Annotated in this window: 12 protein-coding genes; 8 read left to right on the top strand and 4 right to left on the bottom strand. The window is 70.0% G+C overall.

What is annotated here, in order from left to right:
• Nucleotide 1: 1 nt before the first annotated feature.
• Complete coding sequence (gene mfd / locus VO99_RS03515) at nucleotides 2-3,490, bottom strand: transcription-repair coupling factor (RefSeq protein WP_046111407.1); 3,489 nt, start codon at nucleotides 3,488-3,490, stop codon at nucleotides 2-4.
• A 22-nt stretch (nucleotides 3,491-3,512) separates the two neighbouring features.
• On the opposite strand from mfd, the gene ispD reads away from it, so the two are divergent.
• The 5 genes from ispD (at nucleotide 3,513) to VO99_RS03490 (ending at nucleotide 7,848) form a co-directional block, all read left to right on the top strand.
• Entirely contained in the window at nucleotides 3,513-4,229 is a 717-nt protein-coding gene (gene ispD, locus VO99_RS03510) for a 2-C-methyl-D-erythritol 4-phosphate cytidylyltransferase (protein WP_046111406.1), read from the top strand.
• 10 nt (nucleotides 4,230-4,239) lie between these two features.
• Nucleotides 4,240-4,986, top strand: a complete 747-nt coding sequence (map, locus tag VO99_RS03505; protein ID WP_046111405.1) for a type I methionyl aminopeptidase — start codon at nucleotides 4,240-4,242, stop codon at nucleotides 4,984-4,986.
• Between the two features lie 30 nt (nucleotides 4,987-5,016).
• Nucleotides 5,017-5,940 (top strand): AraC family transcriptional regulator, encoded by a 924-nt coding sequence (locus VO99_RS03500; RefSeq protein WP_157039419.1) that lies wholly within the window; start codon nucleotides 5,017-5,019, stop codon nucleotides 5,938-5,940.
• Nucleotides 5,941-5,967: 27 nt separating this feature from the next.
• The gene (ispF, locus tag VO99_RS03495) at nucleotides 5,968-6,489 is read left to right on the top strand and encodes a 2-C-methyl-D-erythritol 2,4-cyclodiphosphate synthase (RefSeq protein ID WP_046111403.1); all 522 of its coding nucleotides are present in this window, start codon (nucleotides 5,968-5,970) and stop codon (nucleotides 6,487-6,489) included.
• Nucleotides 6,490-6,591: 102 nt separating this feature from the next.
• Nucleotides 6,592-7,848: an MFS transporter gene (locus tag VO99_RS03490; protein WP_259374785.1), complete on the top strand. Its 1,257-nt coding sequence runs from the start codon at nucleotides 6,592-6,594 to the stop codon at nucleotides 7,846-7,848.
• A gap of 64 nt (nucleotides 7,849-7,912) precedes the next feature.
• Here the strand turns inward: VO99_RS03490 and VO99_RS03485 are convergent, their stop codons facing one another.
• Nucleotides 7,913-9,238 (bottom strand): sensor histidine kinase family protein, encoded by a 1,326-nt coding sequence (locus VO99_RS03485; protein ID WP_046111401.1) that lies wholly within the window; start codon nucleotides 9,236-9,238, stop codon nucleotides 7,913-7,915.
• A gap of 46 nt (nucleotides 9,239-9,284) precedes the next feature.
• Entirely contained in the window at nucleotides 9,285-10,019 is a 735-nt protein-coding gene (gene ompR, locus VO99_RS03480; RefSeq protein ID WP_046111400.1) for an osmolarity response regulator transcription factor OmpR, read from the bottom strand.
• A gap of 239 nt (nucleotides 10,020-10,258) precedes the next feature.
• On the opposite strand from ompR, the gene VO99_RS03475 reads away from it, so the two are divergent.
• The gene (locus VO99_RS03475; protein WP_083440333.1) at nucleotides 10,259-10,996 is read left to right on the top strand and encodes an SIMPL domain-containing protein; all 738 of its coding nucleotides are present in this window, start codon (nucleotides 10,259-10,261) and stop codon (nucleotides 10,994-10,996) included.
• A gap of 77 nt (nucleotides 10,997-11,073) precedes the next feature.
• On the opposite strand, the gene VO99_RS03470 is transcribed toward VO99_RS03475, so the two are convergent.
• The gene (locus tag VO99_RS03470) at nucleotides 11,074-11,844 is read right to left on the bottom strand and encodes a 3-hydroxybutyrate dehydrogenase (protein WP_046111399.1); all 771 of its coding nucleotides are present in this window, start codon (nucleotides 11,842-11,844) and stop codon (nucleotides 11,074-11,076) included.
• Between the two features lie 58 nt (nucleotides 11,845-11,902).
• Here VO99_RS03470 and VO99_RS03465 point away from each other — a divergent pair, with 58 nt between their 5' ends.
• Together VO99_RS03465 and VO99_RS03460 are read left to right on the top strand one after the other, a co-directional pair.
• The gene (locus VO99_RS03465; protein ID WP_046111398.1) at nucleotides 11,903-12,772 is read left to right on the top strand and encodes an alpha/beta fold hydrolase; all 870 of its coding nucleotides are present in this window, start codon (nucleotides 11,903-11,905) and stop codon (nucleotides 12,770-12,772) included.
• Between the two features lie 10 nt (nucleotides 12,773-12,782).
• A complete protein-coding gene (locus VO99_RS03460) occupies nucleotides 12,783-15,014 on the top strand; it encodes a RelA/SpoT family protein (protein ID WP_046111397.1) in 2,232 nt (743 codons plus the stop codon).

Here is a 15,014-nt window from a genome sequence, read left to right as displayed (position 1 = left end):
CTCAAGCTTCCTTCGGCTGCCCCAATGAGCGCAGCACGTCGCGGATCAGCTGCACGCGGTCCTTGACCTCGGGCGTGTCGCGTTCGATGCGCAGCTTGTCGTTGCCGGCCAGCTTGATGTGCCGGTTCTTCTGCACCAGCTCGATGATCTTCATCGCGTCCACCGGCGGGTTGGGGCGGAAGCTCACCACCATCAGCCGCGGCGCCGCGTCGATCTTGCTCACGCCATAGGGCCGCGCCAGCACCCGCAGGCGGTGGGTGTCGAACAGCGTCTGGCCCTGCGCCGGCAGCTTGCCGAAGCGGTCGGTGATTTCCTCCAGCAGCGTGTCGATCTGCGCCGGCGTGGTGGCCGTGGCCAGCCGCTTGTAGAGGTTCAGCCGCGTGTGCACGTCGCCGCAATAGCTGTCGGGCAGCAGGGCGGGCGCATGCAGGTTGATCTCGGTGGCCGCGCCGAACACGCCGCCCAGCGGGCTCAGCAGGTCGGGCTCCTTGCCGCTCTTGAGCGAGCGCACCGCCTCGCCCAGCATGTCGTTGTAGAGCTGGAAACCCACTTCCATCATGTTGCCGCTCTGGTTGTCGCCCAGCACCTCGCCGGCGCCGCGGATCTCCAGGTCGTGCATGGCCAGGTAGAAGCCGGAGCCCAGTTCCTCCATCTGCTGGATGGCCTCCAGCCGCTGCGCGGCCTGCTTGGTCAGCGCCTCCACGTCGGGCACCAGCAGGTAGGCATAGGCCTGGTGGTGGCTGCGGCCCACGCGGCCGCGCAGCTGGTGCAGCTGCGCCAGGCCGAACTTGTCGGCGCGGCTCATGATGATGGTGTTGGCCGAGGGCACGTCGATGCCGGTCTCGATGATGGTGGAGCACAGCAGCACGTTGAAGCGCTGGGCGACGAAGTCGCGCATCACATGTTCCAGCTCGCGCTCGGGCATCTGGCCGTGGGCGATCGCGATGCGGGCTTCGGGCAGCAGCTCCTCCAGCTTCGCAGCGCGGGCGCGGATGGTGTCCACCTCGTTGTGCAGGAAGTAGACCTGGCCACCGCGCTTCAGCTCCCGCAGCACTGCCTCGCGGATGACGCCGGTGGTCTCGGTGCGCACGAAGGTCTTGATGGCCAGCCGGCGCTGCGGCGCGGTGGCGATCACGCTCAGGTCGCGCAGGCCTTCCAGCGCCATGCCCAGGGTGCGCGGGATGGGCGTGGCAGTGAGCGTGAGCACGTCCACCTCGGCGCGCATGGCCTTGATGGCTTCCTTGTGGCGCACGCCGAAGCGGTGCTCCTCGTCGATGATCAGCAGCCCCAGGCGCTTGAACTTCACGCTTTGGCTCAGCAGCTTGTGGGTGCCGATCACGATGTCGATGGTGCCGGCCTCGATGCCTTCCAGCGACGCATTGATCTCCTTGGTGGAGCGGAAGCGCGACAGCTCCGCCACCTTCACCGGCCACTTGCCGAAGCGGTCGGCGATGTTCTGGAAGTGCTGCTCGGCCAGCAGCGTGGTGGGCGCCAGCAGCGCCACCTGCTTGCCGCCCAGCACCGCGACGAAGGCCGCGCGCAATGCCACCTCGGTCTTGCCGAAGCCCACGTCGCCGCACACCAGGCGGTCCATCGGCCGCGGGCTCACCATGTCCTGGATCACCGCATGGATGGCCGCGCGCTGGTCAGGCGTTTCCTCGAAGCCGAAGCTGGCCGCGAAGGCCTCGTAGTCGTGCGGCGAGAAGCGGAAGGCATGGCCCTCGCGCGCGGCGCGGCGGGCATACAGGTTCAGCAGCTCGGCCGCGGTGTCGCGCACCTGCTCGGCGGCCTTGCGCTTGGCCTTGTCCCACTGCGGCGAGCCCAGCTTGTGCAGCGGCGCTTCCTCGGCGCTCACGCCGGTGTAGCGGCTGATCAGGTGCAGCTGCGCCACCGGCACGTACAGCGTGGCCTTGTCGGCGTACTCCAGGTGCAGGAACTCGCTGGCGCCGTCGCCCAGGTCGATGTTGAGCAGGCCCACGTAGCGGCCGATGCCGTGGTTCACGTGCACCACCGGGTCGCCGACCTTCAGCTCGGACAGGTCCTTGATCAGCGCCTCGACGTTGCTGACCTGCTCCTGCTTGCGGCGCCGGCGCGAGCTGGGTGCGGTGGAGAACAGCTCGGTCTCGGTCAGGAACTGGATCGACGCTTCCGGCGTGTGCCAGTGGAAGCCTTGCGCCAGCGGCGCGGCCGCGATGGCCACCTTCTCGTGGCCGGCCTCGAACTCGGCCAGGCTGCCCACGCTGGGCACGTCGATGCGGTGGTCGCGCAGCAGCTCCAGCAGGCTTTCGCGCCGGCCGTCGCTCTCGGCCACCAGCAGCACGCGGGCCGGCGTGTTCTTCAGGTGCGCTTCCAGGCCGGCCAGCGGCTCGGTGGCACCGCGGTTCACGCTCACGTCGGGCAGCGGCCGCGCCCAGTCCACCGGCTCCACGCCGCGCAGCGACAGCGTGGGATGCGCATGCGTCAGCGCGAAGAAGTCTTCCGGCTTGAGGAACAGCTGCTCGGGCGGCAGGATGGGCCGTTCGGGGTCGTGCTGCAGGAAGCGGTGGCGGTCGCGGGTGTCGGCCCAGAAGCGCTCGATCGATTCATCCACGGTGCCGTGCAGCACCACCGAGGCCTGCTCGCCGAAGTACTCGAAGATCGACGCCGTCTGCTCGAAGAACAGCGGCAGGTAGTACTCGATGCCCGCAGTGGCGATGCCGGCCGCGATGTCCTTGTAGATGCGCGACTTGGTCGGGTCGCCGTCCAGCTTCTCGCGCCAGCGGGCGCGGAAGGCGGTGCGGGCGGCCTCGTCCATCGGGAACTCGCGGCCCGGCAGCAAGCGCACCTCCGGCACCGGGTACAGGCTGCGCTGCGAATCGGGGTCGAAGGTGCGGATTGAATCCACCTCGTCGTCGAACAGGTCGACCCGGTAAGGCACCAGCGAGCCCATCGGAAACAGGTCGATCAGCCCGCCGCGCACCGCGTACTCGCCGGGCGACACCACCTGGCTCACATGCTGGTAGCCGGCCAGCGTGAGCTGCGACTTCAGCCGCGCTTCATCGAGCCGCGTCTTCTGCTTGAAGTGGAAGGTGGTGCCGGCCAGGAAGCTGGGCGGAGCCAAGCGGGTGAGGGCGGTGGTGGCGGGCAGCAGCACCACGTCCACATCGCGCTGGGTGGCCTGGTTGCCCGTTTGCGTGTGGCTCCACAGGCGCCACAGCGTGGCCAGGCGTTCCGAGATCAGGTCCTGGTGCGGGCTGAAGGTGTCGTAGGGCAGCGTCTCCCAGTCGGGGAACACGGCCACGCGGATGCCGGGCGCGAAGAAGGGCAACTCGTCGGCCAGCCGCTGGGTGTCCGAAGGCTCGGCCGTGACGATGGCCAGCAGCCTGCCTTCGGCGGCACGGGCCTGGGCCAGGCGCGCCAGCATCAGCGCATCGGCGGAACCAGGAGGGCGGGGGAGGGTGAAGCGCTTGCCAGGCGCGATGGAAGGCAGGGGAACGGACGGCGAAGCCATCGCGAATTCTAGAATCGCCTCGATGACCCAGCCCGTCGAGCGGATGCCCCGCTGCCATGCCCTTGTTCCCTGCGCCGGTGTCGGTGCACGCTCGGGCGCCGATGGGCCCAAGCAGTACGTGCCGCTGGCCGGCCGGGCCATGGTGGCGCACACGCTGGCCGCGCTGGCCGCCGTGCCGCGGCTGACAGCGACGCTGGTGGTGCTGTCGGCCGAGGACGATCTGTTCGAAGCTGCCGTGCCCTGGTTCGGCCGTGCGCCGAACCGCGAATGGCTGGCCCGCTGCGGTGGCGCCAGCCGCGCCGCCACGGTGGCCAATGGCCTGCAGGTGCTGGCCGAGCGCGGCGCGCAGCCCGACGACTGGGTGCTGGTGCACGACGCCGCGCGTTGCCTGGTGCAGCCGGCGTGGGTCGACCGGCTGATCGACGCCTGCCTGGGCGATGAAGTGGGCGGCCTGCTGGCCCTGCCGGTGGCCGACACGCTCAAGCAGGCCGATGCGCAGGGCCGTGTGGCCGCCACCGTCGACCGCAGCGCCAAGTGGGCCGCGCAGACGCCGCAGATGTTCCGCATCGGATTGCTTCGCCAGGCGCTGGCCGCCATCGGCGACGCACCCACCGACGAGGCCGGTGCCATCGAGGCGCTGGGCCTGCAGCCGCGGCTGGTGGTGGGCGATGCCGCCAACTTCAAGGTCACCTGGCCGGGCGATTTCACGCTGGCCGAACGTCTGCTGAACACGCTGTAAGGAATATCCCATGACGATAGAAACCGATGCCGACATCGAAGGCCTGCGCCGTGCCGGCGCGCTGGTGAGCGACGTGCTGCACAGCATGCTCGACGCCATCGAGCCCGGCATGCGCACCGACGAGCTGGACGCCATCGGCGCCCGGCTGCTGGCCGCAGCCGGTGCGCGGTCTGCGCCGCAGCTCACCTATGGCTTCCCCGGTGCCACCTGCATCAGCATCAACGAAGAGGCGGCGCACGGCCTGCCCGGCGCGCGCCGCATCGCCAAGGGCGACGTGGTGAACATCGACGTCTCGGCCGAGCTGGACGGCTACTTCGCCGACACCGGCGGCACCCGTGTGGTGCCGCCCACCACGCCGGTGAAGACGCGGTTGTGCTGGGCCGCCCGCCATGCGCTGGACGAGGCACTGGGCCAGGCCCGCGCCGGCCGGCCGGTGGCCGCCATCGGCCGCACCATCGAGCGCGTGGCGAAGCAGACGGGCTTCCGCATCCTGCGCAACCTGGGCAGCCACGGCGTGGGCCGCGCGCTGCACGAAGCGCCCGAGTTCATTCCCGGCTTTGCCGACCCGAGCGAGAAGCGCGTGCTGGCCGCCGGCATGGTGATCACCATCGAGCCCTTCCTGTCGACCCGCGCCCGCATCGCCGAAGACACCGGCGACGGCTGGACGCTGTCGGGCGGCGCAGGCAACCTGTCGGCGCAGTTCGAGCACACGCTGATCGTGACGAACGGCGCGCCCATCGTCGTCACGCGGCATTGAGCCCGGCGCGGCGGCCCGCCCAGGTTGATCGTGTCAACCAACAGCCGCCGCGAGCACGACCTGCGCCTGCGCAAGGTGCTGCTGCACATCGACCGGCACCTCGCCGCGCCGCTCGACCTGCCGAGCGTGGCCGCGATGGCGCACTTCTCGCCTTTCCACTTCCACCGCGTGTTCGCGGCCTGGATGGGCGAGACGCTGGGCGACTACCTGCGCCGCCGCCGGCTGGAGGTGGCGGCAATGCGGCTGCTGTGCAATCCGCGGCTGGGCATCACCGAAGCTGCGCTGGACGTGGGCTTCGGCTCCGGCGAAGCCTTTGCGCGCGCCTTCCGGCTGCGCTTCGGGGCGCCGCCGAGCGCCTGGCGGCAGCAGCGGCTGCAGGAGCGCAATCTGGATCAGGTGCTGCGCAAGATCGGTCAGGCGCCGGGCGCGGCGGGCAGCGAGCATGAAGCCCTCACCCACCCACCGACCGGAGCCCCCATGAACGACGTTACCCTGCATCACCGCGACAGCGTGCAGCTCGCCTGCCTGCGCTACGTCGGGCCCTACGGCCCGGGCATCGGCCGCTTCTGGCGCGAGACGATGGAGCCCTGGCTGCGCCTGCACGGCCTGATGGACTCGCCGTGCTACGGCATCGGCTACGACGACCCGAGCATCACCGACCCCGCGCAGTGCCGCTACGACGCAGGCGTGCAGGTGCCGCCGGGCTTCGTGCCCAGCGGCGGCGCGATGCTGCTCATGCTGCCGGCCGGCCGCCATGCCGAGCTGCACTTCCGCGGCACGCCGGCCACCATCGGCGAGGCCTGGAACGCGCTGTTCCGCGACTGGCTGCCCGACAGCGGCTTCGGCCTGGCCCACGGCCCGTGCTTCGAGCGCTATCCGCCGGCCGGCGCGCGCGGCGAGGGCGAAGGCTTCGAGTGCGACATCTGCATCCCGGTGGTGCCCTTGGGACAATAGCGGCCGAACCTGCCACCGGACCACGACATGACGACTCCCGCGATCCCCGCCCTGCGCATCGGCGAAGGCTGGGACACCCACCAGCTGGTCACCGGCCGCCCGCTGATCCTGGGCGGCGTGCCCATCCCGCACAGCCACGGCCTGCTCGGCCACTCGGACGCGGATGCGCTGCTGCACGCGATCACCGACGCGCTGTTTGGCGCGGCCGCGCTGGGCGACATCGGCCGCCACTTTCCGGACACCGACCCGACGTTCAAGGGCGCCGATTCGGTCGCTTTGCTGGTCGAGGCCGTCAAGCGTGTGCGTGCCGCCGGCTGGGAGCCGGTGAACGTTGACGCCACCATCGTGGCCCAGGCACCCAAGATGGCCCCGCACATTCCCACGATGCGCGAGCGGGTGGCGACCTCGCTCGGCATCCCGGTCGAGCGTGTGAACGTCAAGGCCAAGACGGCCGAGAAGATGGGCCCGGTGGGCGAAGGCCGCGCCATCGAGGCGCGGGCGGTGGTGCTGTTGTGCGGGCTCGGCGCCGGCGCAGTGCCGGGCAGCTGAGGCGCGCGGTGCGCTGACGCGCCGTGCGTCAGTGCGCATATTGACGTTGGGCAGTCGCCGGGGCAGGTCGAATAATCCGGCCCCCTTGCTCGCTGGCGGCCCGTGCGCCGACTCGCCTTGTCACCAACGCTCCCTGCTGCCGGACCGCGCCGCCTGAAGGCCATCCGCGCACTCCTGTGTGCCGAGAATTTCCTGCTCGCGTTTGGCGTCGGCGCCTTCCTCACGCTGCCATTGGCCATGAAGTCGCGGGGCCTGGACGAGGTGTTCTTCGGCCAGGTGTTCGCGGCTGGCGCCATCGGCGCGTTGCTGTGCGCAGGCAGCAGCCATGCCCTGTTACGTCGCTTCGGGCTGGCCGCCGTGGCGCCTTGGGGCAGCGGCATCTTCTTCGCCGGCAGCGCATGCCTGGCGGGTTGCATGGCCGGATGGCCAGAGCCGGCGGGCGGGGCGGCCTGGTACGCCGGCTCCGTGCTGCAGGGCGTGGGCTGGGGACTGTTCCTCGCACAGGGGCCGATCTGCCTGTCCAGTGTCATCGACGGTGAACGGCGGGCTTACCACTTCATGGTCTACGGCGCCTTCAACACCCTGGGCATCGGCCTGGCGCCGCTGGTGTCGCGCTGGGCAATGGCCCGGGCCGGCTGGCAGTTCACCGATCTATTCGTGCTGGGCTCGGCGGCCAGCGCTGCCGCCTGTGTTGCATCGGCATGGGCCGCCTGGCGCAATGCCGCCTATGCAGCCGCCGACGCGATGGCTCGCTCACCCTCCACCGACCCTGCGCGGCGTCGGCGGCTGCGTCAGCTGCTGGCCCTGCCCAGCGCCTGGTTCGTGGCCATGGTGTTCCTGTGCGCCTGTGTCTACACCAGCATGATGAACTTCCAGACGACGATGGCGGCGGCCAGACACATCGACTACGCGGTGTTCTACGGCGCCTACATGCTGGCCGTGGTCGCGGCGCGCTTCCTGTTGAGCGGGCCACTCGCCAGCCGGCCCGCGCGGGTGACGGTCCCTGCGCTGGCTGTGCTGATGGTCGCGGGATTGGCGCTGTTGTGCCTGGCTGGCGTCTCGGTCGTGGCCTATGCGGCTGGTGCGCTGGCGCTGGGCATCGGCTATGGGCTGCTGTACCCGACGCTGCAGGCCCAGGCCGCCGACTGGGCGCCACCGGCCCTGCGCTCGCAGGCGTTGATCGCGTTCAGCCTGTCGTACCTGTTCGCGCGCTACCTGTTCCCCTACGTCGGCGCCCTGTTGATTGAAGCCGGTGGTTACGACGCGCTGTTGGGCACTTTGATGCTGCTGGCCGCAGCGCTGGCTTTGCTGGCTGGCGCGTTCTTTCGCATGGGCCCGGGCCGGCGCGCAGCGCGTTGAGCACTCCCGCCGCGCTAACCGCTCGGCGGGCGGGCCCGCGTACCCGCGGGACCGGGTGCCCGCTCTACGGTGCGCGCTTGAGCTTGACGTGGGCCACCAGCCCACCTTCGGCCGCATTCGCCAGCTCCAGATTGCCGCCCATGCGCTGCAGCGACTTGTCGACGATGGCCAGGCCCAGGCCGGCGCCGGTGGCGGCGGTGCGGGCGGTGTCCCCGCGGTAGAAGGGCGTGGTCAGCTCGGCCAGCTTCTCGGGGGCCACGCCGCGGCCATGGTCGCGCACGCTCACCGTCACCCAGGGGCCGGCGCGCGAATAGCTGACGTCGATGCGGGTGATGCCGGTGCCGGGCGTCTGGCCATAGCGGCGCGCGTTCTCGAACAGGTTCTGGAACACGCGGCCCAGCTCGGTCTCGTCGGCCATCACCTTGACGTCGATGGCCACCCGTGAGGTGATCTGCAGCGCCGGGTCGCGGAAGCCCGCGGCCTCGCGGTCGATCAGCATCGACAGGTGCACCGGCACCAGCCGGGTATCGCCCGGCCGCGCATAGTCCAGGAACTTGTCGATGATGGCGTCGAGCTGGTCGATGTCCATCGCCATGTTGCGCCGCGCTTCGTCGTCGTTGACGCTCATCTCCGCTTCCAGCCGCAGCCGCGCCAGCGGCGTGCGCAGGTCGTGGCTGATGCCGGCCAGCATGATCGCGCGGTCTTCCTCCACCTTGGCAAGCTCGCGCGCCATGCGGTTGAAGCCCATGTTGACCTCGCGGATCTCGCTGGTCAGGGTGTTCTCGTCCAGCCGCGAATCGAACTCGCCGTCGCGGATGCGGCTGGCCGCGAACGACAGCTCGCGCAGGGGCTGGTTGATGCGCCGCGCGATGGCCACCGAACCCACCAGCGTGGCCAGCAGCGCGATGCCCACCCAGACGAACCAGGTGCCCGGCGTCAGCGGCACCACGCGGGTGGACTCGGCCTGCAGCCAGTACAGGTCGTTCTCGATGGTGAAGCCCACCCACAGCCCGTCGCGGCCGTTGACGGTGCGCGCCACCAGCGTCTCGGCGCCCAGCCGGTTGTGCAGCTCCTGGCCCACGCGGCGGGTGAAGCGGTCGACCTCGAAAGGCTCCCAGCGGTCACCGGGCTCGCGTGGCAGCACCCGCAGCGCATCCTGGTCGTCCATGGTCTTGACGATGGAGGTGCGGCTGATGCTGTCGGAGTAGCGCAGCGCAGCGCGGCTCAGGTTGACCAGCGCCGCGATCTGCTGCGCGGCCTGCACCGCGCGCGGCTCGAATTCGAGCGCGCGCAGGGTCTGCACCCACGCGAAGATGCCGCCCGTCAGCAGCAGGGCCAGCAGGACGAAGGTGCGCCAGAAGAGGCTGAGGGCGACATGACGGCTGCTCATCGGGCGCGATGATGCCCGCAGTCAGCGAAGAGAAAGCGCCTCAAGATCAGGCTGCGCCGTCCGGCACGAAGACATAACCGACGCCCCACACCGTCTGGATGTACCGCGGCTGCGCCGGGTCGGGCTCGATCATCTTGCGCAGGCGGCTGATCTGCACGTCCAGGCTGCGGTCGAAGGGCTCGAACTCGCGGCCGCGGGCCAGCTGCGCCAGCTTGTCGCGCGACAGCGGCTGGCGCGGGTGGCGCACCAGCGCCTTGAGCATCGAGAACTCGCCGGTGGTCAGCGCGATCTGCTCGCCGTCCTTGGTCAGGCGGCGCAGCGACAGGTCGAACTCGAACGGGCCGAAGGTGACGGTCTGCGCTTCCTTGGCCGGCGCACCGGGCGCTTCCATCGCCGGGCGGCGGCGCAGCACTGCATGGATGCGGGCCAGCAGCTCGCGCGGGTTGAAGGGCTTGGGCAGGTAGTCGTCGGCGCCCACCTCCAGGCCGACGATGCGGTCGACGTCCTCCACCTTGGCGGTGAGCATGATGATGGGCGTGACGTCGTTGGCCGCGCGCAGGCGGCGGCAGATCGACAGGCCGTCCTCGCCCGGCAGCATCAGGTCGAGCACGATCAGGTCAATGGTCTCGCGGGTGATGACGCGGTTGAGCGCCTTGGCGTCTTCGGCCAGCAGCACCTCGAAACCTTCCTGCGTCAGGTAGCGCCGCAGCAAATCACGAATGCGGGCATCGTCATCAACAACGACGATCCGGTCCGGCCGTGTGTTTGCGGGTGCGTTCATATGTGGACTCCAAACTTGTAACAGGCGCATTGTGCGCAGGAAAGACTAAGGGTTAACCCTTGTTCTGACCCGTGGTTACAAGTCTTTCGGTAACCAAAGGCCGGTCCGCCAGTCAACCCGGTGCCATGGCCAGCGGTTGTTGGCAGGGCGCATGCCCAGCGGAGAGCGGCCCCCTCCAGCGCAGGTGCCGGTCTGGCGCAGCCGTTGCGGCGTCACTTTTTCTTGCCCACAGGAGCTTCATGAAACCCACGATCGATCGTCCCCGCGCCACCATCCGCCGTTCGGCGCTGCTCGCCGCCCTGGTGGGCCTGGCGGCCTTCAGCGCCTCGGCCCAGCAGGCGGTGCTGCCCGCGCCGCAAGGGGTGCTCGGCTTGAACGCCAGCGCCAGTGTGGAAGTGGCGAAGGACCTGCTGACCATCACCTTCACCGCGACGCGCGAAGGGACGGATGCGGCCACGGTGCAAACCCAGCTCAAGCAGGCGTTGGACGCCGCGCTGGCCGAGGCCCGAAAGGCCGCCCGGCCGGAGCAGGTGGAGGTGCAGACGGGCAACTTCTCGCTCTATCCGCGCTATGCGGCCAAAGGCGCCATCAACGGCTGGCAGGGCACGGCGGAACTGGTGGTGCAGGGCCGCGACATGGCCGCCATCTCGCAGCTGTCGGGCCGCATCTCGACGATGACGATCGGCCGCGTGAACTACGGCCTGTCGCGCGAGGCGACGCAGAAGGTGGAGGCCGAGGTCGCCGCGCAGGCGATCAAGCGCTTCCAGGCGCAGGCCACCGAGATGGCCCGGCATTTCGGCTACCAGGAGGCCACCGTGCGTGAGGTGAACGTGCAGACCAACGAGGTGGGGTCGATTCCCATCGCGCCAAAGACCTACATGCGCGCCGCGGCCGCGCAGATGGACGAGGCCCTGCCGGTGGAAGCCGGCAAGAGCACCGTCACCGCCACGGTCAGCGGCACGGTGCAGATGAAGTAGCCGGCCCCCAAGCTCCCTGCGCTCGCGCCCCCCGAGGGGGATCTCAGCCCCTTGGGGCGGCCCGGCGGGGCTGAGGCCTACTGCGCGGCCCAGCCGCCGTCCACGTTGATGGCGGCGCCGCGCAGGTTGTCGGCCGCGGCCGAGCACATGAACACCGCCAGGTCGCCCAGTTGCTCGGGCGTGGTGAACTGCAGCGAAGGCTGCTTCTCGCCCAGCAGGTCGCGCTTGGCCTGGTCCACCGAGATGCCTTCGCGCGCGGCGCGGTCGTCGATCTGCTTCTGCACCAGCGGCGTCAGCACCCAGCCGGGGCAGATGGCGTTGGCGGTGACGCCGGTGGTGGCCGTCTCCAGCGCCAGCGCCTTGGTGAAGCCCAGGATGCCGTGCTTGCTGGCCACGTAGGCCGACTTCTGCGCCGAGGCCACCAGCCCGTGCGTGCTGGCCACGTTGATGATGCGTCCCCAGTTGCGCTGCTTCATGCCGGGCAGCGCATGGCGCGTGGTGTGGAAGGCGGAGGTGAGGTTGATCGCGATGATCGCGTCCCACTTCTCGGGCGGAAAGTCTTCCACCAGCGCCACATGCTGGATGCCGGCGTTGTTGACCAGGATGTCCACCGCGCCGAACTCGGCCTCGGTCTCGCGCACCAGCGCCTCGATCTCGTCGGGCTTGCTCATGTCGGCGCCGTTGTAGGCCACCTTCACGCCCAGCGCTTCCACCTGTGCCTTCGGTCCGGCATGGTCGCCGAAGCCGTTGAGCATGATGTTGGCGCCCTGCGCGGCCAGCCGCATCGCGATGCCCAGCCCGATGCCGCTGGTCGAGCCCGTGACGAGGGCGGTCTTTCCTTTGAGCATTCCAGATCTCCGTGAGGGGGTTGCTACGATGCATTATCAAACGCAGGGGCACCTTTCCATGACCGTCGAACCCGTCCTCCAGCATGTGCAATGCCTTGGCAGCCGCGGCCTGCATCGCATGGCTTATTGGGAGTGGGGCGACGCGGCCAATCCCAGGGTGCTGGTGTGCGTGCATGGCCTGACGCGGCAGGGCCGCGACTTCGACGTCCTGGCCCGCGCAATGTGCGACGAGTACCGCGTCATCTGCCCCGACGTGCCCGGCCGCGGCCGGTCCGACTGGCTGGCCGATCCGGCCGGCTATGCAGTCCCTGCGTATGTGTCCAACATGGTCACGCTGGTGGCGCGGCTGGGCGTCGACAGCATCGATTGGGTCGGCACCTCGATGGGCGGGCTGATCGGCATGGGCCTGGCCTCATTACCCAACACACCGGTGCGCAAGCTGGTGCTCAACGACATCGGCCCGGCCATCGACTATGAAGGCCTGGCCCGCATCGGCACCTATGTGGGCAAGCCGGCGCACTGGGCCAGCGAGCAGGAGGCCGCGGCCGCGCTGTGGGCCATCTCGCAGGGCTTCGGCCCACATTCCGACGAACAGTGGCTGGCGCTCACGCGGCCACAGCTCAAGCCCGACGGCGATGGCTTCAAGCCGCACTACGACCCGGCCATCGGCCTGGCCTTCCAGGGCATGACGCCGGAGATGGCCAAGGCCGGCGAGGCCATGCTGTGGGCCGCCTATGACGCCATCGCCTGCCCCACGCTGCTGACGCGCGGCGCGCAGAGCGACCTGCTGTCGGCGACCACCGCGCAGGCCATGACCCGGCGCGGACCACGGGCGCGGCTCGTCGAATTCGAAGGCGTGGGCCATGCGCCCACGCTGGTGCAACCCGACCAAGTGAAGGCCGTGCGCGACTTCCTGTTGTCCCCGTGATCGTCGCCCCGTGAAGAGCCACGCCCCCGAAGTCACCACCGACCACGCTGCCACCATCGTCCGGCTGGCCGACGTGGCCGACGAACTGGACGCCAAGCACCGCGCACGCAGCTTCGCGCAGCCGCTGCTGCAGGGCGAAGTGCTGGACACCGGCGAAGATGCCCTCGGCCATGCCGACGGCGTGGCCGCGATCCTGCATGACATCGGCGCCTCGCCCGCGATGCAGGCCGCGGCCTACCTGGTGTATTCGGCCGACTTCCTGCAGCGGCCGGAAGAAGTCATCGCCAAGGCCTTCGGGCCTTCCTATGCCGGGCTGGTGCTGCACACCGTCAAGCTGGTGCAGATCCAGCGTGCGGCGCGTGAAGCCCGGCTGGCCGTCGCCGACCGCGCGGTGCAGACGGAGCGGGTGCGCAAGATGCTGCTGGCCTTCTCGCGCGACCTGCGCGTGGTGCTGCTGCGGCTGGCCTCGCGGCTGCAGACGCTGCGCTGGTATGCCGCCTCCCGCACGCCATGCCCCGAGGCGCTGGCGATGGAAACCCAGCAGGTCTTCGCGCCGCTGGCCAACCGCCTGGGCATCTGGCAGATCAAGTGGGAGCTCGAAGACCTGTCCTTCCGCTTCCTGCGGCCCGACGACTACAAGCGCATGGCGCGGCTGCTGGACGAGAAGCGCGTGGAGCGCGAAGCCGGTGTCGAGGCCTTCCGCCAGCAGCTAGCGCAGCAGCTGCAGGCCGCCGGCCTGCAGGCCGAGGTGCAGGGCCGGCCCAAGCACCTCTACAGCATCTGGAAGAAGATGCAGGGCAAGGGGCTGGACTTCGCGCGGGTGTTCGACGTGCGGGCCATGCGCGTCATCGTGGCCGATGTGCCGGCCTGTTATGCCGCGCTGGCCCATGTGCAGCAGCGCTACCGCGTGGTGCAGGGCGAGTACGACGACTACATCGCCAAGCCCAAGCCCAACGGCTACCAGTCGCTGCACACGGTGGTGCTGGACGACGACGGCCGCACGGTGGAAGTGCAGATCCGCACCCGTGCCATGCACGAGTACGCCGAGTTCGGCGTGGCTGCCCACTGGGCCTACAAGGAGGCGGGCGCCAAGGGATATGCCGGCGTCTCGGCCGCGGGCGCCGACGACGAGCGCGTGGCCGAGGCGCGGCGCTCGGTGCTGCGTCAGCTGCTGGCCTGGGAGCGCGACTTCGCCGGGCAGGGGGCTGACGATGCGGCCGGCGCACGCGACGAGCGCATCTACGTCTTCACGCCGCAGGCCGCGGTGATCGAGCTGCCTGCCGGTGCCACGCCGGTGGACTTCGCCTACACGCTGCACACCGACCTGGGCCACCGCTGCCGCGGTGCCAAGGTCGATGGCGCGATGGTGCCGCTCAACACGCCGCTGGCCAACGGCCAGACGGTGGAGATCAATGCCATCAAGGAAGGTGGGCCGTCGCTCGACTGGCTCAACCCCGAGCTGGGCTACCTGGCCAGCTCGCGCGCCAAGAGCAAGGTGCGGGCATGGTTCAACGCGTTGGCGCAGTCGCAGACCATCGCCAAGGGCCGCGAGCTGGTGGAAAAGCTGCTGCAGCGCGAAGGCCGCACCGCCATCAAGCTCGACGACCTGGCCTCGCGGCTGGGCTTCCGCGGCGCCGATGCGCTGTTCGAGGTGGTGGGCAAGGACGAGTACTCGCTGCGCAACATCGAGCAGCTGCTGCGCCCGCCGGTGGAAGCACCCACGCCCGACGAGATCGTGGCGCTGCGCCGCTCCAAGGGCGACGGTGCCACCCCGCGCGGCGGCGTGCTGGTGGTGGGCGTCGATTCGCTGCTCACCAGCCTGGCGCGCTGCTGCCGGCCTGCGCCGCCCGATGCCATCGGCGGCTTCGTCACCCGCGGCAAGGGCGTGGCGGTGCACCGGGTGGACTGCACCAACTTCCGCAACATGCGCGCGCAGCAGCCGGAACGCGTGATCCCGGTGGCCTGGGGCGCGGGGCAGGGCGTGCGCGGCGAGGAAGCGATGTATCCGGTGGACGTGGTGGTGGAAGCCGCCGACCGCCCGGCACTCCTGCGCGACATCTCCGAGGTCTTCGCCAAGGAGAAGATGAACGTGACCGGCGTGCACACGCAGTCGGTCAAGCATGTGCGCGGCGGCACCGCCTGGATGACCTTCACCGTCGAGGTGGGCGATGCCGCCCGGCTGGCCGCGGTGCTGGGCCAGGTGGCCCGCGTGGCCGGCGTGCGGCACGCGCGGCGCAAGTAG

It is taken from the genome of Aquincola tertiaricarbonis, assembly GCF_000969605.1.
In the GTDB taxonomy this organism is placed as follows: Bacteria; Pseudomonadota; Gammaproteobacteria; order Burkholderiales; family Burkholderiaceae_C; genus Aquincola; species Aquincola tertiaricarbonis.
The sequence above is the reverse complement of the archived record's forward strand: the minus strand, read 5'-3'. Positions and strand labels throughout refer to the sequence as shown.